This is a genomic window from Palleronia pelagia, assembly GCF_900110115.1.
Lineage (GTDB): Bacteria > Pseudomonadota > Alphaproteobacteria > Rhodobacterales > Rhodobacteraceae > Palleronia > Palleronia pelagia.
The window spans coordinates 421,152-438,461 of the sequence record NZ_FOCM01000003.1 but is presented as its reverse complement, the minus strand read 5'-3'; the positions used below and the strand labels follow the sequence as shown (position 1 = coordinate 438,461).

Annotated in this window: 18 protein-coding genes; 15 read left to right on the top strand and 3 right to left on the bottom strand. The window is 67.3% G+C overall.

Translation table 11 applies throughout. From position 1 onward, the window contains the following. Positions 1-144: 144 nt before the first annotated feature. The gene (locus tag BMX96_RS09210; protein WP_091845211.1) at positions 145-1,035 is read right to left on the bottom strand and encodes a phytanoyl-CoA dioxygenase family protein; all 891 of its coding nucleotides are present in this window, start codon (positions 1,033-1,035) and stop codon (positions 145-147) included. A gap of 149 nt (positions 1,036-1,184) precedes the next feature. On the opposite strand from BMX96_RS09210, the gene BMX96_RS09205 reads away from it, so the two are divergent. The 12 genes from BMX96_RS09205 to BMX96_RS09150 all read left to right on the top strand — a co-directional run bounded on the left by BMX96_RS09205 (position 1,185) and on the right by BMX96_RS09150 (position 11,920). Further along, complete coding sequence (locus BMX96_RS09205; RefSeq protein WP_091845210.1) at positions 1,185-1,784, top strand: LysE family translocator; 600 nt, start codon at positions 1,185-1,187, stop codon at positions 1,782-1,784. After that, the gene (locus BMX96_RS09200) at positions 1,781-2,698 is read left to right on the top strand and encodes a sugar kinase (RefSeq protein ID WP_091845209.1); all 918 of its coding nucleotides are present in this window, start codon (positions 1,781-1,783) and stop codon (positions 2,696-2,698) included. The genes BMX96_RS09205 and BMX96_RS09200 overlap by 4 nt, the downstream gene beginning before the upstream one ends. Then, entirely contained in the window at positions 2,695-3,663 is a 969-nt protein-coding gene (gene denD / locus BMX96_RS09195) for a D-erythronate dehydrogenase (RefSeq protein WP_091845208.1), read from the top strand. The genes BMX96_RS09200 and denD overlap by 4 nt, the downstream gene beginning before the upstream one ends. A 12-nt stretch (positions 3,664-3,675) precedes the next feature. Further along, the gene (ltnD, locus tag BMX96_RS09190) at positions 3,676-4,575 is read left to right on the top strand and encodes an L-threonate dehydrogenase (protein ID WP_091845207.1); all 900 of its coding nucleotides are present in this window, start codon (positions 3,676-3,678) and stop codon (positions 4,573-4,575) included. Further along, entirely contained in the window at positions 4,569-5,810 is a 1,242-nt protein-coding gene (gene otnK, locus BMX96_RS09185; protein WP_091845206.1) for a 3-oxo-tetronate kinase, read from the top strand. Before ltnD ends, otnK begins: the two co-directional genes overlap by 7 nt. Continuing rightward, a complete protein-coding gene (gene otnC, locus BMX96_RS09180) occupies positions 5,807-6,454 on the top strand; it encodes a 3-oxo-tetronate 4-phosphate decarboxylase (protein ID WP_091845205.1) in 648 nt (215 codons plus the stop codon). The genes otnK and otnC overlap by 4 nt, the downstream gene beginning before the upstream one ends. Positions 6,455-6,458: 4 nt before the next feature. After that, complete coding sequence (locus BMX96_RS09175; RefSeq protein ID WP_091845204.1) at positions 6,459-7,949, top strand: UxaA family hydrolase; 1,491 nt, start codon at positions 6,459-6,461, stop codon at positions 7,947-7,949. A 46-nt stretch (positions 7,950-7,995) separates the two neighbouring features. Next, on the top strand, positions 7,996-8,763 hold the full coding sequence (locus BMX96_RS09170; protein ID WP_091845203.1) for a hydroxypyruvate isomerase family protein: 768 nt from the start codon (positions 7,996-7,998) through the stop codon (positions 8,761-8,763). Continuing rightward, complete coding sequence (locus BMX96_RS09165; RefSeq protein ID WP_091845202.1) at positions 8,760-9,605, top strand: transketolase; 846 nt, start codon at positions 8,760-8,762, stop codon at positions 9,603-9,605. The genes BMX96_RS09170 and BMX96_RS09165 overlap by 4 nt, the downstream gene beginning before the upstream one ends. Then, positions 9,602-10,639, top strand: coding sequence for a transketolase family protein (locus BMX96_RS09160; RefSeq protein WP_091845201.1), 1,038 nt, complete (start codon positions 9,602-9,604; stop codon positions 10,637-10,639). Before BMX96_RS09165 ends, BMX96_RS09160 begins: the two co-directional genes overlap by 4 nt. Before the next feature lie 106 nt (positions 10,640-10,745). Continuing rightward, positions 10,746-11,333, top strand: a complete 588-nt coding sequence (locus tag BMX96_RS09155) for a flavodoxin domain-containing protein (protein WP_091845200.1) — start codon at positions 10,746-10,748, stop codon at positions 11,331-11,333. A gap of 179 nt (positions 11,334-11,512) precedes the next feature. Continuing rightward, positions 11,513-11,920, top strand: a complete 408-nt coding sequence (locus BMX96_RS09150) for a hypothetical protein (RefSeq protein ID WP_091845199.1) — start codon at positions 11,513-11,515, stop codon at positions 11,918-11,920. Positions 11,921-12,001: 81 nt separating this feature from the next. On the opposite strand, the gene BMX96_RS09145 is transcribed toward BMX96_RS09150, so the two are convergent. Both BMX96_RS09145 and BMX96_RS09140 read right to left on the bottom strand, forming a co-directional pair. Next, positions 12,002-12,847, bottom strand: coding sequence for a fumarylacetoacetate hydrolase family protein (locus tag BMX96_RS09145; RefSeq protein ID WP_091845198.1), 846 nt, complete (start codon positions 12,845-12,847; stop codon positions 12,002-12,004). A 69-nt stretch (positions 12,848-12,916) separates the two neighbouring features. Then, positions 12,917-13,567, bottom strand: coding sequence for a GntR family transcriptional regulator (locus BMX96_RS09140; RefSeq protein WP_091845197.1), 651 nt, complete (start codon positions 13,565-13,567; stop codon positions 12,917-12,919). A 225-nt stretch (positions 13,568-13,792) separates the two neighbouring features. On the opposite strand from BMX96_RS09140, the gene BMX96_RS09135 reads away from it, so the two are divergent. The 3 genes from BMX96_RS09135 to BMX96_RS09125 all read left to right on the top strand — a co-directional run bounded on the left by BMX96_RS09135 (position 13,793) and on the right by BMX96_RS09125 (position 17,308). Further along, positions 13,793-14,812, top strand: a complete 1,020-nt coding sequence (locus BMX96_RS09135; protein WP_091845196.1) for a TRAP transporter substrate-binding protein — start codon at positions 13,793-13,795, stop codon at positions 14,810-14,812. An 89-nt stretch (positions 14,813-14,901) separates the two neighbouring features. Next, complete coding sequence (locus BMX96_RS09130) at positions 14,902-15,705, top strand: TRAP transporter small permease subunit (RefSeq protein WP_091845195.1); 804 nt, start codon at positions 14,902-14,904, stop codon at positions 15,703-15,705. Between the two features lie 7 nt (positions 15,706-15,712). After that, positions 15,713-17,308: a TRAP transporter large permease gene (locus BMX96_RS09125; RefSeq protein ID WP_091845194.1), complete on the top strand. Its 1,596-nt coding sequence runs from the start codon at positions 15,713-15,715 to the stop codon at positions 17,306-17,308. Positions 17,309-17,310: the final 2 nt, after the last annotated feature.

Below are 17,310 nucleotides of genomic sequence, written 5' to 3'. Positions count from 1 at the left end.
CGTTCGAGACCGCGCGCGAGCACTGCCCCGGCGGATGCTCGGCGGACATGTGTCGGCCCGATCGGCGCGGCAGGGATCCCCGACTTGCCACCCCCTCCACCCGCGCCCAAGGTCGGGCTGGATCTGGCGGGGCGAGATTCCCGCTCAGCCGAAGGCCGATTTCACGCCGCCCGCCGCCTGGGTCTTGAAGATCGACGTGTTGTCGCGCGCCGGCGGCAGCGGCATCCGCACCGGGACGTCGGCCAGGCGCGGCTCGAGGCAGGGCGCACCGCAGACCACGCGGTCCTGCAGATCGTCCCAGAACCGCCGTTGACCCAGCTCGTGGATATAGGACGCGGCCCCCAGGATCGGCCAGGCATCGGCGGCGGCGCATTCGTAGAACAGCACCAGCCGCGGCCGGTCGGACCGGTTCGGCGCCGAGCCGTGCAGGGTGCGGCAGTGATGCACCGTCATGCTGCCCGCCCGCCCGGTCAGCGTCACCGCCCGGTCACGGTGGAAATCCGGGTCCTCGGGGTCGACCGCCCCGCAGAAGAAGCCGTTGGCGTGATGGCTCAGCACCGGTCCGCGGTGGCTGCCGGGGATGACCTGCAGCGGACCGTTGGCCATGTCCACGTCGTCCAGCATCAGCCCCACGGCCAGCAGGGTGTCGTTGGTGTGCGGATAGAAGGCCCAATCCTGGTGCCACTCCACCGCCGCGCCGCCGCCCGGCGCCTTGGCGTTCAGCTTGGCCGTCAGCAGGGTCACGTCCGGCCCCAGCAGGTCGCGCAGCACCTCGGTCACGGCGGACGATTTCAGGATCTCGTCGTAACAGGGATCGACCTTGTGCGGCAGCTTGATCCGGGTCAGCCGGGGCATCTCGGCGGAATGGCCGTGGTCCAGGTCGTAGATTGCATCGCTCTCGGACACCCCGCGCGAGGCGTCGATCAGGTCGTGCGTGACGGCCTGCAACCGGCGCAGCGCATCGCCGGTGACCACGTCCTCGACCATCAGGTAGCCGTTCTCGTCGTAGAAGCGTTTCTGCTCGGCGCTCAGCATCTTTTTTCTCCCCCTCTCCTGCGCACGGCGCAGTTGGTTGACTCTGCCCGGCGGCTGCGATTTGGTAAATGGTATACCAAAACCGTAGGTCCGCCTAGACAAGGGCGGCGAGGGCGCGTGATGACGACCAAGGCCGCAGGGACAGCCCCATGCTGACATTCGCCGCGGCGGTGTTCTTCCTGATCGTGACGCCGGGACCGGGCGTGCTGTCCACCGCGGGCGTCGGGTCGGGCTACGGCTTTCGCGCCGGGTTTCGCTATGTCACGGGGCTGTTCATCGGGACGAACCTGGTGGCGCTGGCGGTCATCACCGGGGTCGCGGCCATCGTGCTGTCGGTGCCGGTGGTGCGGACGGTGTTGATGGCCGCCTCGGTCGCCTACCTGTGCTACCTGGCCTTCCGCATCGCCACAGCGGGCAGCCGCATCGCCTTCATCGAGAAGGCGACGGCCCCCGGCATCGGCGCGGGGATCCTGCTGCAAACCATCAATCCCAAGGCCTATGCCGTGAACACGACGCTGTTTGCCGGGTTTCCCTACGCGCCCAACAGCTATGGGTTCGAGATCGTGACCAAGCTGATCATCACCAACGCGATCTGGATCCCGCTGCACCTGGCGTGGCTTTTCGCCGGGGCGACGCTGCACCGGCTGGACCTGAGCGAGCGCGCCCAGCGCCGCATCAACTACGCCATGGCGGCGTCCATGCTGGCGGTGGTGGCGCTGGCGCTGATTTCGGGGGCAAGCGCGCGATGAGCGGATCGGTTCTCAGCATCGGGGAATGCATGGTGGAACTGGCCCAGACCGGGCCCGACACCTATCGGCGCGGCTTTGCCGGCGACACGTTCAACACCGCGTGGTACGCGCGCCGCCTGCTGCCGCCGGAGTGGAACGTCTCCTACGGCACCTGCGTGGGCCACGACGCCGTGTCGGACGAGATGCTGGCCTTCATGCGCGACGCGGGCATCGATATCCGGGCCATCCGGCGGGTCGAGGGGCGCAGCGTCGGGCTTTACATGATCTCGGTCGAGAACGGCGAGCGCAGCTTTTCCTACTGGCGCGACCAGTCCGCCGCGCGGCGCATGACCGAGGATATGGGCTGGATCGAAACGCTTCTGTCGGGCCGTGACTGGATCCACCTGTCGGGCATCACCCTGGCGATCCTGCCGCCCACCGGGCGCACTGCCCTGTGCCAGGCGCTGGATCGCGCGCGCGAGACCGGCACGCGGGTCAGCTTCGACACCAACCTGCGCCCCCGGCTTTGGGAGGGCGAGGACGCCATGCGCGCGGGCCTGACCCGCGGCGCTGCGGCGGCCGACCTGGTGCTGCCGTCCTTCGACGAGGAGACGTCGCTCTTCGGCGACGCGACCCCGTCCGACACCATCGCCCGCTATCGCGAAGGCGGCTCGGCCATGGTGGTGGTCAAGGACGGCGAAGGTCCCATCACGTTGTGGTCCAAGGCCACGGGCGAGCGCACGCTGTCGCCGCAACCCGTCACGCCCGTCGACACCACGGCGGCGGGCGACAGCTTCGCCGCCGGGCTGCTGGCCGGGCTGGCCACGGGCGCCGACCTGGAAACGGCTGCGGCCTCGGCCATGGGGCTGGCGGGCGGCGTCATCCAACACACGGGCGCCCTGGTGCCCCAGATTTTCGAGGGAGGAGACACATGAACATCCTGATCATCGGCGGCGGCGGCGTTGTCGGCAACCGGCTCGGCGCCAAGCTCGCCCAGCGCGGCACCATGCGCGGCAAGGGCATCGACAAGATCACCCTGGCCGACGTGAACGATCCGCCCCAGATCGACGCGGGCAAGGTCGCGGTCGATTATGCCAGCTGCAACATCACCGACCCCGACAGCATCGCGGCCTGCCTGACCGAAGACACCGACGTGGTCTACCTGCTGGCCGCGGTCGTGTCGGCCCATGCCGAGGAAGAGTTCGAGGCCGGCTACGACATCAACCTCTTCGGCGTCTGGAATGTGTTCGAACGCTGCCGCAAGCTGGGCACCAACCCGGTCGTCGTCTTCACCTCGTCCATCGCCGTCTACGGCGGCGAGGTCGACGACCCGATCACCGGCCAGACCTTCCTGAACCCGCAGACCAGCTACGGCGCGCAGAAGGCGGCGGGCGAGCTGCTGCTGAACGACTTCTCGCGCAAGGGCTATATCGACGGGCGCGGCGTGCGGCTGCCCACGATCTCGGTCCGGCCCGGCAAGCCCAACCGCGCGGCGTCGTCCTTCATGTCGTCGATCATCCGCGAACCGCTGAACGGGGTCGAGGCCGTCTGCCCCGTGGGCGACGACTTCCTGCACTACTATCTCAGCCTGCGGCAATGCGTTGAGAATCTGGTGAAGATCGCCGAGGTCGAACGCGCCGACATGGGCAAGAACCACGTCATGCAGATGCCGGGCCGCACCTGGTCGATCCGCCAGATGATCGACGCGATGACCGCCGTCGCGGGACCGGAACCCGCAAAGCTCATCAAGTTCGAGGACGACCCGGCGATCCAGTCCATCGTCACCGGCTGGCGCTTCGACATCCACGCCGACAAGGCGCTGGCGCTGGGGCTCGAGGCCGACGACAGCTTCGAGGACAACGTCCGCTACTACCTGGAAGACGACAAGCCCGCCGCCTGAGGAGGACACGATATGACCACCCAAACCGCCGCCGTCATCGGCCTGGGCTCCATGGGATACGGCGTGGCCTCGTCGCTTCTGCGGGCGGGCCACACGGTCCATGGCTTCGACATCAACCCCGACAGCATGGCGCGCTTCGTCTCGGAGGGCGGGGCCGAGGGCGCCATGGCCGATGTCGCGGGCAACTGCGACGTCGTCATCAGCGTCGTCATCAACGCCGCGCAGACCGAGACGGTGCTGTTCGGCGACGACGGGATCGTGCCGCATCTGAAGCCCGGCACGGTCGTCATGTCCTGCGCCACCGTCGCCCCCGACTTCGCCCGCGAGATGGAGGCGAAGTGCCACGAGGCCGGCTGCCTCTACCTCGACGCGCCGATCTCGGGCGGGCCGCAGCGCAGCGCCAAGGGCGAGCTGTCGGTGCTGGCCTCGGGCACGCCCGACGCGTTCGACAAAGCGCGCCCCTGCCTCGACGCCATGGCAAGCCAGGTCTACGAGCTAGGCGACGAGGCCGGCCCCGGCTCGGCCATGAAGGCGATCAACCAGATGCTGGTGGGCATCAACCTGGCGGGCATGGCCGAGGCGCTGACCTTCGGCATGACGCAAGGTGTCAGCCCCGAGAAATTCGCCGAGATCATCCCGCAATGCGCGGGCACCTCGTGGGTGCTGGAAAACCGCGTGCCCCACGTGGTCGCGGGCGATTACACCCCGCTTTCGGCCGTGGACATCTGGCCCAAGGACCTGGGCATCTGCCTGGACGTGGCGCATTCGGCCAAGTTCGGCGCGCCGGTGACGGCGGCGGCCCTGCAGCAATGGCTGGCCGCCCAAGGTTCCGGGCTGGGGCGCGAGGATGACGCCGCACTGGTCAAGGTCTACGCCCGCAACGCGGGGCTCGATCTGCCGGGGAAATCATGACCGTCCTCGGCTGCATCGCCGACGACTTCACCGGCGCGACCGACCTGGCCGGGCTGTTGGCCCGGTCCGGCGTGCGCGTGAGCCTGCGCATCGGCGTGCCGGACGGCCCGCCCGAGGATGCGGCAGCGTTCGAGGTCATCGCGCTGAAGATCCGCACCGCGCCGGTAGAGGACGCGGTGTCCCAGGCGCTCGCGGCGCTGGACTGGTTGCGAGAGGCGGGGGCCGAGCGGTTCTTCTGGAAATACTGCTCGACCTTCGATTCCACCGACAAGGGCAATATTGGCCCCGTGGCCGAGGCGCTGATGGACCGGGTCGGCGCCACGCAGACCGTCTATTGCCCCGCCTTCCCCGAAAACGGGCGGTCGATCTTCATGGGCAATCTTTTCGTCGGGCAACAACCGCTGGCCGAAAGCCCGATGAAGGACCATCCGCTGACGCCCATGCGCGACAGCAACCTGGTGCGGCTGCTCGCGCCGCAGGTGAAACAGGACGTGGGCCTCGTCGACCGTCTGACCGTGGCGCGCGGCGCCGACGCGCTGCGCGCGGCACTGGCCGACGCGCCGCCCCACGTGATCGTGGATGCCGTCGCCGACGAGGACCTGACCACCATCGCAACCGCCTGCCGCGACTTCGGGCTGATGACCGGCGGTAGCGCCGTGGCCGCGCCCCTGCCCGACCTCTACCGCGCGGCGGACCTGATCGGCGATGAGGCCGAGGCACCCGCGCCGACCGCCCCGGACGCGGGCGCGGTGATCCTGTCGGGCTCGTGCTCGGCCATGACGCGCAAGCAGGTGGCGGCCTATGACGGGCCGAAATTCAAGCTCGACCCGCTGACGCTGGACAGTGACGGACCGCAAGCCGCGCTCGACTGGCTGGTGGCGCAGGACCTGGCCGACGCGCCGCTGATCTACGCCACGGCCGAGCCGGACGAGGTCCGCGCCGCGCAGGACAAGCTGGGCACGGCGCAAGCGGGCGAGATCGTGGAACAGGCGCTGGCCCGATGCGCCCGCGCGGCCCGCGAAAGCGGCGCCCGCCGCTTCGTCGTGGCCGGCGGCGAGACCTCGGGCGCCGTGACGCAGGCGCTCGGCGTCGCGCGGCTGGAGATCGGCCCCGAGATCGCCCCGGGCGTGCCGTGGTGTTTCGCCACCTCGGACGGGCACGACATCGCCATCACGCTAAAATCCGGCAATTTCGGCAGCGAAGGCTTCTTCTCCGAGGCGCTGGAGAAGCTATGAGCGACGAGACCCGCCTGCGCGAAGACCTGTGCCTTCTGGCCAAGTCCCTGTTCGACCGGGGGCTGACCCATGGCTCGACCGGCAACATCTCGGCCCGCACGCCCGATGGCGGGCTGCTGGTATCGCCCACCGGATCCAGCTTCGGGCGGCTCGACCCCGCGCGCCTGTCGAAATTCGACGATCAGGGCAATCACGTCGCGGGCGACAGGCCCACGAAGGAAATGCCGCTTCATACCGCGTTCTACGATACGCGCGGCACCACGGGCGCCGTGGTGCACCTGCATTCCACCCACTCGGTCGCGCTGTCGCTGCTCGATGGCGCGGACGAGGACAACTTCCTGCCGCCGCTGACACCCTACGCGATCATGCAACTGGGCAAGGTCAAGCTGCTGCCGGTGTTCCTGCCCGGCGACACGGCCATGGGCGACGCGGTGCGCGGTCTCGCGGGCAAGCGCAGCGCGGTCATGCTGGCCCATCACGGCCCGGTGGTCGCGGGCAAGGACCCGCAGGCCGCCTGCAACGCGATCGAGGAACTGGAAGAGACCGCGAAGCTCGCGCTGCTCACGCGCGGGATGAATGCCCGCCCCCTGACCGACGATCAGGTCCAGGCCGTCGTCACCAAATTCGATGTGAAATGGGATTAGATCCATGCTGACCGTCCGTCTGTCCCCCGAGGACAATGTCATCACCGCCGTCAAACCGCTGGAAATCGGACAGGAGGGCGCGACCACGCTGGTCCCGCGCGGCCACAAGATGGCGGTCGAGCCCATCGCCAAGGGCGCCCCCGTCCGCAAGTACGCGCAGATCATCGGCTATGCCTCGGACGACATCCCGGCCGGCGCCCACGTGCACAGCCACAACCTGGAATTCCGGTCGGTCGACCACGAATACGAGTTCGCGACCAACCTGAAACCGGTCACCCCCGCCGAGCGGCAGGACACCTTCATGGGCTACCGCCGCGACACGGGCCGCGTCGGCACGCGCAACTTCATCGCCGTCATCACCTCGGTGAACTGTTCCGCGACGGCGGCGCACAAGATCGCCGAGCACTTCACCGAAGAACGGCTCGCGGATTATCCCAACGTGGACGGCGTGGTGGCCTTCGCCCACGGGACCGGCTGCGGCATGGCCGGCTCGGGCGACGGGTTCGAGGCGTTGCAGCGCGTGATGTGGGGCTATGCCCGCAACCCTAACGTGGGCGCCGTGCTGATGGCCGGTCTCGGCTGCGAGATGATGCAGATCGACTGGCTGGTGGAGGCCTATGGCCTGACGCCCGGGCCGCTGTTCCAGCACATGAACATCCAGGACGTGGGCGGACTGCGCAAATCGGTCGAGCTGGGTATCAAGAAGATCGAGGCGATGCTGCCCGTGGTGAACGCGGCCGAGCGCGAGGAATGCCCGGTCTCGGATCTGATGGTCGCGCTGCAATGCGGCGGCTCGGACGCGTGGTCGGGCATCACCGCCAACCCCGCGGTGGGCCATGCCTGCGACCTGCTGGTGGCGCAGGGCGGCACCGGCGTGCTGGCCGAGACGCCCGAGATCTACGGCGCCGAACACCTGCTGACGGCCCGTGCGGTGGACCGCACCGTGGGCGAGAAGCTGATCGAGCGCATCAAGTGGTGGGAGGACTACACCGCCCGCAACAACGGCTCGATGGACAACAACCCCAGCCCCGGCAACAAGCGCGGCGGTCTGACCACGATCCTGGAAAAGTCGTTGGGCGCGGCGGCCAAGGGCGGCACCACGCCGCTGACCGGCGTCTACAAGTACGCCGAGCCGGTGACCGCCAAGGGCTTCACCTTCATGGACAGCCCCGGCTACGACCCGGCCAGCGTGACCGGCCAGATCGCGTCGGGCTGCAACCTCGTGTGCTTCACCACCGGGCGCGGATCGGCATTCGGCGCGAAGCCCTCGCCTAGCATGAAGGTCGCCACCAATTCCGAGATGTTCAACCGCATGACCGAGGACATGGACGTGAACGCGGGCACGATCCTGTCGGGCGAGCGCTCGGTCGAGGATGTCGGCCGCGAGATCTACGAGATGTGGCTGCGGGTCGCCTCGGGCGAGCGCACGAAATCCGAGGTGCAGGGCCTGGGCGACCACGAATTCGTGCCCTGGCAGATCGGCGCGGTGATGTGAGGCGGCCACGCGGCCAGCGACGGAACGCAACCGAAAGGACAGCGCGATGAAATTCTCGGCCAATCTCGGGTTTCTCTGGGCGGACCGCCCCTATCCCGACCGCATCCGCGCGGCCGGGGCGGCGGGCTTCGACGCGGTCGAGCTGCACTGGCCCTACGATGACGACCCGGCCGACGTGAAGGCCGCGCTGGACGAGACGGGCCTGCCCTGCCTGGGGCTCAACACCTCGCGCGGGGATGTCGACGCGGGCGAGAACGGCCTGTCGGCCCTGCCCGGCCGCGAGGGCGACGCGCGCGCGGCCATCGAGCAGGCGCTGGACTACGCCGTGGCCATCGACGCGGCGAACGTCCACGTCATGGCGGGTTTCGCCGAGGGGCTGGAGGCCGAGGCGACCTTCATCAACAACTTGCAATTCGCCTGCGCGCGCGCGGGCGGGCGCGGCATCCTGATCGAGCCGCTGAACCGCTACGACGCGCCGGGCTATTTCCTGAAGACCGCGACCGAGGCCGCCCGCATCATCAACGCGGTGGGCGACGACACGGTGAAGCTGATGTTCGACTGCTATCACCTGCAGATGATGGGCGGCGATCTGACCCACCAGTTGCAGGACCTCATGCCCATCATCGGCCATGTGCAGTTCGCCGCGGTGCCCGACCGCGGCACGCCCGACCATGGCGAAGTGCATTACCCCTACATCTTCGGGCTGCTGGACCAGCTCGGATGGCAGACCCCTCTGGGCGCGGAATACAAGGATCCGCGCCCCACGGACGAAACGCTCGACTGGTTGAAAACGGCACGGGAGGGCCGGACATGACACCCGATCATCACAGATCCAACGTGAGCCTTGCGCGCCGCGCCTGGGCCATCCGCCGCAACGCGGTGCGCATGGGGCAGGTGCAGGGCCAGGGCTATATCGGCCAGGCGCTCGGCGTGGCCGACGTGCTGGCCGCCAGCTATTTCCACGCGCTCAGCTATCGCCCCGACGACCCCGAATGGGAGGGGCGCGACCGCTTCCTGCTGTCCATCGGCCACTACGCCATCGCGCTTTATGCCGCGATGATCGAGGCCGGCATCCTGCCCGAGCAGGAGCTCGAGACCTACGGCACCGACGACAGCCGCCTGCCCATGTCGGGCATGGCGTCCTACACCCCCGGCATGGAGATCACGGGCGGCTCGCTGGGCCACGGGCTCGGCATCGCCGTCGGCATGGCGATGGGGCTCAAGCGCAAGGACAACCCGGCCTTCGTCTACAACCTGCTCAGCGACGGTGAACTGGGCGAGGGCTCGACCTGGGAAGCGGTCCAAAGCGCCACGCAGTGGAAGCTCGACAACCTGATCGCCATCGTCGACGTGAACGACCAGCAGGCCGACGGCAAACCGTCGGACGCGCTGATGCAGATGCCCGAAGCGCCCCGCTGGGAGGCGTTCGGCTGGTTCGCGCAAGAGGTCGACGGCAACGACATCGACGCCGTTGTCGCGGCGCTGGACGCCGCGCGCCACCACCCCGGCCCGCAGCCCCGCGTCGTCATCTGCCGCACGACCATGTGCAAGGGCGTGCCGTTCCTCGAGGAACGCGAGATCACCCATTTCGTCCGCGTGGAAGAGGATGAATGGGACCGCGCCCTGGCCATTCTGGACGAAGGAAAACCCGCATGAGCCTCGGTCCCAATTCCCGCCGCACGCCCAAGAACGTCGCCCGCAGCGCCCCGCCCATGGGGGGCGCGCGCACCTCGGCCATGATCGCGTCGCTGGATGCCGAGGGCCGGGCGACCAAGCCCGCGCCGTTCGGTCACGCCCTCGCCGAGCTTGCCCAGACCCGCGACGACATCGTCGGGCTGTCGGCGGACCTGTCGAAATACACCGACCTGCACGTCTTCGCCAAGGCGCACCCGGACAAGTTCTACCAGATGGGCATGGCCGAACAGGTGCTGATCTCGGCCGCCGCAGGGCTGGCCAAGGAGGGCTTCACCCCCTTCGCCACCACCTATGCCGTGTTCGCCGCGCGGCGGGCCTACGATTTCATCGCCATGGCCATCGCCGAGGACAACCTGCCGGTGAAGATCTGCTGCGCGCTGCCGGGTCTGACCACGGGCTATGGGCCGTCGCACCAGTCGACCGAGGACATCGCCATCATGCGCGGGATGCCGGGCCTCACGGTCCTGGATCCCTGCGACGCGACCGAGATCGACCAGGCCACCCGCGCCATCGCCGATCACCCCGGCCCCGTCTACATGCGCCTTCTGCGCGGGCAGGTGCCGGACGTGCTGGGCGAATACGGCTACCAGTTCAAGCTGGGCAAGGCACAGATGATCCGCGACGGGGGCGACGTGCTGTTCGTGTCGACCGGGCTGATGACCATGCGCGCCCTGGATGCCGCCGCGCGGCTGCAGAAGGACGGGGTCGAGGCCGGCGTGCTGCACGTGCCGACGATCAAGCCGCTGGACGAGGACACCATCGCCGAGGCCTGCGGCAAGACCGGGCGCCTGGTCGTCACGGCCGAGAACCACTCGATCAACGGCGGGCTGGGCGAGGCGGTGGCCGGCACGCTCATGCGGCGCGGCCTGCGCCCCGCCTTCGCGCAGGTCGCACTGCCCGACGAATGGCTCGATGCCGGCGCCCTGCCCACCCTGCACGACCAGTACGGCCTGTCGGTCGATGCCGTCGTGAAGCGGGTCAAAGGCCTGCTGTGACATCGCGCCTGAATTGATCTGGCGCAAGGAAGCCGCCCCGGCACCGTCCTAGAGACACGGACGACCGGGGCGGCGGATGCCCCCGGCACGCGTCGCGGAGGGCAGAATGCGCACCATCATCATCTTCGAAAGCTACGAGGGGCAGACCCGCCGCATCGTCGAGCGGGTGGCCGAGCGCGTCCATGCCGCCGGGGGCAGCGTCGGCCTGTTCGACGCCAGCCAGCAGACCGCGCCGCTTCGCCTGAATACCACCGACCGGGTGATCCTGGCCGCACCGGTCCACGAACGCCGCCACCCCAAGAATTTCGAGTTGCTGGTCGCCACCAGCCTCGAGGATCTGGCAGCGGTGCCGACGCTGATGCTGTCGGTCAGCCTGAAGGCCGCCTTTCCGGAAGGGCGCGACGAGGCGCAGGATTTCCTGGACGAGATGAAGATGCGGACGGGCTTCACCCCGGATCGCGAGCTTCTGGTCGCGGGGGCGATCCGGTCCGACAACTACGACTACTACCAGCGCCAGATCGTGCAGCACGTCCTGTTGCACAACGTGGACGTGGACGTGAGCGACGGCCCGCGCGAGTTCACCGACTGGCTGGCGCTGCGCGACGCCGTTGACGGCTTCCTGGCCGAAGCGTCCGGCGGCGGCAGCGTGGTCGATCTCGAAACGTCAGCCCGGGGCCGCGTCGAGCGGACCTGACCGACACTGCGCGGGCCATCGAGCCTGATGCGTATGGGCGGGTTATCCGTCGGGTCGGCCCCGTGCCTCGCGCGATTGGGCCACTTCGACGTGTCCCGCATTTTCAGGAACGGTTGCCAAGCCCTTCGTCCCGAAGCCAGACTGTCGGAACACGGAATTCAATAACCAAGGTGTTTTCGATGACGGTCCGACTATTCCCAGCCGTAGCGGCGTCCCTGCTGGCGCTTTCCTTCCAAGCCCAGGCACAGGACAGGCTGCTCGCACGCTACGTGGCCGACCTCGGCCCCGAGGACCGCTATACTTCGACCGGCGCGCGGCACATGAGCTTCGCGGGGCTGATCGCTCAGGACCGTGCGAACTACCACAGGTTCGGCATCCGCCACGGCAATGATGAGGGCGACCCGATTTTCTCGGATCGCGCCATGCGGGCCCAGATCGGTGCGCAAACGGTCCAGATCCCCGACTACTATGCGCAGTATGTCCGCAACATCCTGACCGACGAGAGCATTTCCGGCACCTACACGGTGATCTCGGTATTCGGTCAGGGCGACACGATCAGCCGGATCACGTTCGAAGTGCCTGGTTGATCACCCCGAAATGCAGATCGGCCCCGCAAGGGGGCCGATCCAGTGTTCCGCGCATCCCGGCACAGTGGCCGGGGGAAGCCTTCAGTCGGCGGCGACCACTTCCTGGCGCTGGCCGCCCAGCTTCTCGATCGTGACTTCCATCACGTCGCCGGGCTTCAGGAACACCTGCGGGTTCAGGCCCATGCCCACGCCCTCGGGCGTGCCGGTGGCGATGATGTCACCGGGGCGCAGTTCCATGAACTGGCTCATGTAGCTGACGATCTGGCGGACGGTGAAGATCATGTCCGAGGTGTTCGAATCCTGCATGACCTTGCCGTTGACGCTGAGCGACACGGCCAGCTTCTGCGGGTCGCCCACCTCGTCGGCGGTGACCAGGTAGGGGCCGACGGGGCCGAAGGTCGGGGCGGACTTGCCCTTGGTCCACTGGCCGCCACGCTCGATCTGGAAGGCGCGCTCGCTCACGTCGTTGATGGTCGCGTAACCGGCCACGTAATCCAGCGCGTCGTCCTCCGAGACGTAGAGACAGGGCTTGCCGATCACGATGCCCAGCTCGACTTCCCAGTCCAGCTTGGTCGAGTTGCGCGGCTGGATCACCGGGTCGTTCGGGCCCGACAGGGCCGAGCTCGTCTTGTTGAACAGGATCGGCTCTTTCGGCTCGTCAGCGCCGGTCTCGGCCGCGTGCTTGGAATAGTTCAGGCCGATGCAGAAGAAGTTCGGCACCCAGGCCAGCGGGCTGCCGATGCGGCCGGGGTCGGACACCACGGGCAGGCTGGACGGGTCGATGCCGCGGATCTTCTCCAGCGCGTCCAGCGACACGCCGTCGCCGGCAAGCTCGTCCACCTTGCCCGACAGGTCGCGCACCTGGCCGTCGTCGTCCAGCAGTCCGGGCTTCTCGGCGCCCTTGGGTCCAAATCTCAGCAGCTTCATCGCGTGTCCTTTCCGCCCTTTCGGGGCTTTCCTGTTGAATCGGTTGATCGGGTGTTGGGGCCGTCGCGCCTAGGTCTGCTCTTTTTCGAAGACCTTGCGGATATCGTCGGCCAGGTGTCCCAGGTGCGCGTCGAACGCGGTCTTCAGCGCCGCGCGGTCCCGGCGGCAGAGCGCATCCAGAAGCGCGGCGTGCTGTTCCAGAACCGTCTGGCGGTTGCGCCGGCGGGTCGAGGTCAGGAACCGCGCCCGCCACAGCCGCGCCAGGAACGACCTGTGCGTGTCGGCCAGGGCGTGGTTATGCGACGCGCGGGCGATGGCCATGTGGAACGACATGTCGGTCTCGAACGACACGAGACGGTCGGCGGTATAGAATTCGGACTCGAACTTGGCGTTGATCGCGCGCAGCTTGTCCAGGTCCTCTTCGGTGGCGTTGGTGCAGGCCAGCTCGCCCGACAGCTCTTCCAGCGCGCGCAGCACGATCACGTGGTCCATGATGTCCGACAGGGGCGGGTCGGCGACCAGCGGGCTGCGCGCGGGACGCAGGACCACCAGCCCCTCCTGGCTGAGGATTCGGATCGCCTCGCGCATGGGGGTGCGGCTGACACCCATTTCCAGCGCCCGGTCGCGTTCCTTCAGCGGCGCGCCCGGTACCAGCGTGCCGCGCAGGATGTCGCGCCTCAACTCGTTGGCGATCTGTTCGGGCAAAGACGGCTCGGACATTCGGCTTCCTGCTAAGCCCCCGCTGCGCAACGCGGCGACAGGGGCTGTCGCGCATCGGAACAAGGAGCGATAACGGTTTCGAGATTTGGTATACCAAAAACCATTGATTGTCGACAGACCATTCGCTAGCGTTTCCAGCGATGGTATACCATCTTCGTGCGACGCGGCGTCAGCCACGTTTCATACTAAAAAGGCGGCGCAACAGCCGCTCGGGAGGGAAAATCAATGAAGACCAAGACCTTGATGGTCACGGCTGCCGCTGGCGCTCTGCTTGCCAGCCAGGCCATGGCGCAGGAAGTGACCCTGCGGATCCAGACCCACTACGCGACCGAACACCCCACCGGCCAGCTTCTGGCCCAGTGGATCGACGACGTCGAAACCATGTCGGGCGGCGACATCTCCATCGAGATGTTCTACTCGTCCTCGGTCGTCGCCACCGTCGAAACCTTCGACGCGGCGATCAACGGCATCCTGGACTGCGACGCCACCGGCGGCGCCTACCAGACCGGCAAGAACCCGGCGTTCCAGTTCGTCGGCGACATCATGGGCGGCTACGACACCCCGTGGCAGCAGTACAGCTGGCTGTATTACGGTGACGGCTACGAAGCCGCGCAGGAGCTTTACAACGCGCAGGGCATGCAGCTGATCGGCTGGTCGATCTACGGCCAGGAATCGCTGTCCTCGTCGACGCCGATCGCCGGCTTCGCGGACCTGGAAGGCTGGAAGTTCCGGTCGCCCCCGGGCATGGAAACCGAGATCTTCGAAGAACTGGGCGCCTCGCCCATCGTGATGGACTTCACCGAGATCTTCACCGCGCTGGAAACCGGCATCATCGACGGCGCCGACGCGTCGGGCCTGGCCAACAACGTGGGCCTCGGTCTCTACGACATCGTCAGCCACGCGACCTATCCCGGCTTCCACTCGATGCCGTCGGACCACCTCGCCTGCAACCAGGCCGTCTGGGAAGGTCTGAGCGAACAGCACCGCCGCATCATCGACACCGCGTGGCAGAAGCTGTCCTTCCAGGTCGCCCTGGCGAACGAGAAGGCCAACGCCGAAGCGGCCGCCGATCTGCAGGAAAAGGGCGTCACGCTGCATGACTGGTCGGCCGAAGACCGTGCCGAGTTCCGCCGCGCCGCACAGGTTGCGTGGGACGACTGGGGCACCCGCTCGCCCGAGGCCGCCGCGCTTCTGGAAAGCCACAAGTCCTACCTGTCCGACCTCGGCCTGATCTCGGGCGAATAAGGCCCGGCCGAAGGCCGCAAAGGTCCGCGGCGGGCCCCTTCGCGCAAGGGGCCCGCCTTTTTTAACCTACGATCCGACTGGGGGCCCCCATGGAAGGCAAATCCGTCTGGCTCGGCAGCCTGCGCAGGCCGGTCAAACTCATCATGATCGCGTTCATCGCCGTGTCGCTGCTGCTCTATGTCTACTTCGTCGCCATGCGCATCCTCGATCCAGATGCCATCGCGATGTACGAGATGATCCGCCCGGCCGAACGCCCGATGGTCCAGCTGATGCTGGGCTGCATCTTCGGGGCGATCCTGTTCGCGTCGGTCTACCTGTCCGATTTCAAGGGCGACATCGAACCGCCCAGCGACGGCATCTTCGACATCGTGTCGCTGATCCTGTCCCGCGCCGCCATGATCTCGATCGCGCTGATCGTCGTGGTGATGTTCTACGAGGTGGTGTCGCGCTACGTCTTCTCGGCGCCGACGCTCTGGGCGAACGAGCTGTCGCTCTGGATCGCGGCCTTCGTGTTCCTGCTGTCGGGTCAGTACGCCATGCAGCAGCGCTGTCACATCCGCATCCCCGTGATCTACGACCGGATGCCGCGGTGGATGCGCAAGCTGTCCGACAGCATGTCGGTCCTGCTGATCTGCTTCTTCGTCTTCGCGCTGGTCTGGGGCGGCTACAACGACGCCGAGACCCGTTTCATGCGGATGGAGACCTTCGGCACCGCCTGGGATCCGCCCATTCCCGGCATCATCAAGCCCTTTCTCCTGCTGTCGATGGTTCTGGTGGCCCTGCAGGCCGTGTCGAACCTGATCGCCGACTGGTCGAAGGAAGACGCCTACGCCAATCCCGATGCGGTGGACGAGACCGAGATCGAGAACATCCGCAGCACCCTGAACGATTGAGTCCAAAATGGTAGATATCGGAACCCTCAGCCTGATCATCCTGCTGGCCATGTTCGCGCTGCTGGCCATCGGGATGCCCCTGGGCTTCGCCTCGGCCTTCCTGGCGGTGGTCACGCTGATCCTCAAGTTCGACGTGGACCTGCTGTTCAACACCTTCGGCCGCGGGCCCCTGTCGGTGCTGGCGCAGGCCGTGTACCGGCAGATGACGAACTACGTCCTCATCTCGATCCCGCTCTTCATCTTCATGGCGGCCCTCCTGGAGCGATGCGGCATCGCGCGCGACATGTATTCGTCCCTGAACGTGTGGCTGGCGCGGACCCGGGGCGGCATCGCCATCGTGACCTCGATCATGGCCGTCATCATGGCCGCCATGTCGGGCATCATCGGCGGAGAGGTCGTGCTGCTGGGCCTGATCGCGCTGCCGCAGATGCTGCGGCTGGGCTACAACCAGAACCTCGCCATCGGCACCATCTGCGCGAGCGGGAGCCTCGGCACCATGATCCCGCCCTCGATCGTTCTGATCTTCTACGGGCTGGTGACGGAAACCTCGATCAAGGCGCTGTTCACCGCCTCCTTCCTGCCGGGCTTCATGCTGGCGTCGTTCTTCATCATCTACATCGTTGTGCGCACCCGCATAAGCCCGTCGATGGCGCCCTTGCCCGAGCCCGAGCCCGACGCCCCCGAGGGCAGCGAAAAGGCCCTGATGTTCCTGGGCTTCCTCGCGCGGATGGCGTGCTGGGTCGTGGGCGTGCTGATCATCCGGGCGCTGTTCTTCACGCTCACCGGGGCGAACGTCCCGCGCGAGGGCGAGGATCCGATCCTGCTGGGCATGGTCAGCGACTTTCCCTACCTGATCGGCGCCTTCGCGATCGCGCTGGCCACCATCTTCTTCGTGGTGGGCCGCGAACGCACATTGCGCGGGTGGAACATGGGCAAGGGCCTTGTCGCGCCCATCGTCGTCATCGGCGTGGTTCTGGGCAGCATCTACGGCGGCATCACCGGCATCACCGAGGCCGCGGGCATGGGCGTGATCGCCGTCTTCGTGATCGGCCTCTTCCGGCGCGAGATGACGTTCATCATCGTGTGGGACAGCCTGATGCGCACGCTGAAGTCCACGGGCACGATCATCTGGGTCACCATCGGCGCCGCGGCTCTGGCGGCCGCCTACACGCTGGCCGGCGGACCGACCTACGTGGCGAACCTGATCACCGGGGCGGACCTGCCCACCATGGGGATCATCCTGATCATGATGTTCATCTTCCTCATCATGGGGATGTTCATGGACTGGATCGGGATCGTGCTGCTGATCATGCCGGTGTTCCTGCCCATCGTGACGAAACTGCCCGCCGAAGAGATCGGCTTCTTCGCGAGCATCGACGCGCGCTACATCCCGATCTGGTTCGGCGTGGTTTTCTGTATGAACATGCAGGTCAGTTTCCTGTCGCCGCCCTTCGGGCCGGCCGCGTTCTACCTGAAATCGGTGGCGCCTCCGGGGATCGAGCTGACCGACATCTTCAAGGGGTTCCTGCCCTTCATCGCGCTGCAACTCTGCGCGCTGTCGGTCCTGTTGATGTATCCGCCCATCGTCACGCTATTCCTCTGACG

Coding starts and splice junctions, on each gene's coding strand:
- BMX96_RS09175 (WP_091845204.1), top strand. CDS start 6,459: ATGCTGACCGTCCGTCTGTCCCCCGAGGACAATGTCATCACCGCCGTC.
- denD (WP_091845208.1), top strand. CDS start 2,695: ATGAACATCCTGATCATCGGCGGCGGCGGCGTTGTCGGCAACCGGCTC.
- BMX96_RS09135 (WP_091845196.1), top strand. CDS start 13,793: ATGAAGACCAAGACCTTGATGGTCACGGCTGCCGCTGGCGCTCTGCTT.
- ltnD (WP_091845207.1), top strand. CDS start 3,676: ATGACCACCCAAACCGCCGCCGTCATCGGCCTGGGCTCCATGGGATAC.
- BMX96_RS09140 (WP_091845197.1), bottom strand. CDS start 13,567: ATGTCCGAGCCGTCTTTGCCCGAACAGATCGCCAACGAGTTGAGGCGC.
- BMX96_RS09155 (WP_091845200.1), top strand. CDS start 10,746: ATGCGCACCATCATCATCTTCGAAAGCTACGAGGGGCAGACCCGCCGC.
- BMX96_RS09165 (WP_091845202.1), top strand. CDS start 8,760: ATGACACCCGATCATCACAGATCCAACGTGAGCCTTGCGCGCCGCGCC.
- BMX96_RS09130 (WP_091845195.1), top strand. CDS start 14,902: ATGGAAGGCAAATCCGTCTGGCTCGGCAGCCTGCGCAGGCCGGTCAAA.
- BMX96_RS09160 (WP_091845201.1), top strand. CDS start 9,602: ATGAGCCTCGGTCCCAATTCCCGCCGCACGCCCAAGAACGTCGCCCGC.
- BMX96_RS09170 (WP_091845203.1), top strand. CDS start 7,996: ATGAAATTCTCGGCCAATCTCGGGTTTCTCTGGGCGGACCGCCCCTAT.
- BMX96_RS09150 (WP_091845199.1), top strand. CDS start 11,513: ATGACGGTCCGACTATTCCCAGCCGTAGCGGCGTCCCTGCTGGCGCTT.
- BMX96_RS09200 (WP_091845209.1), top strand. CDS start 1,781: ATGAGCGGATCGGTTCTCAGCATCGGGGAATGCATGGTGGAACTGGCC.
- BMX96_RS09205 (WP_091845210.1), top strand. CDS start 1,185: ATGCTGACATTCGCCGCGGCGGTGTTCTTCCTGATCGTGACGCCGGGA.
- BMX96_RS09145 (WP_091845198.1), bottom strand. CDS start 12,847: ATGAAGCTGCTGAGATTTGGACCCAAGGGCGCCGAGAAGCCCGGACTG.
- otnC (WP_091845205.1), top strand. CDS start 5,807: ATGAGCGACGAGACCCGCCTGCGCGAAGACCTGTGCCTTCTGGCCAAG.
- BMX96_RS09210 (WP_091845211.1), bottom strand. CDS start 1,035: ATGCTGAGCGCCGAGCAGAAACGCTTCTACGACGAGAACGGCTACCTG.
- BMX96_RS09125 (WP_091845194.1), top strand. CDS start 15,713: ATGGTAGATATCGGAACCCTCAGCCTGATCATCCTGCTGGCCATGTTC.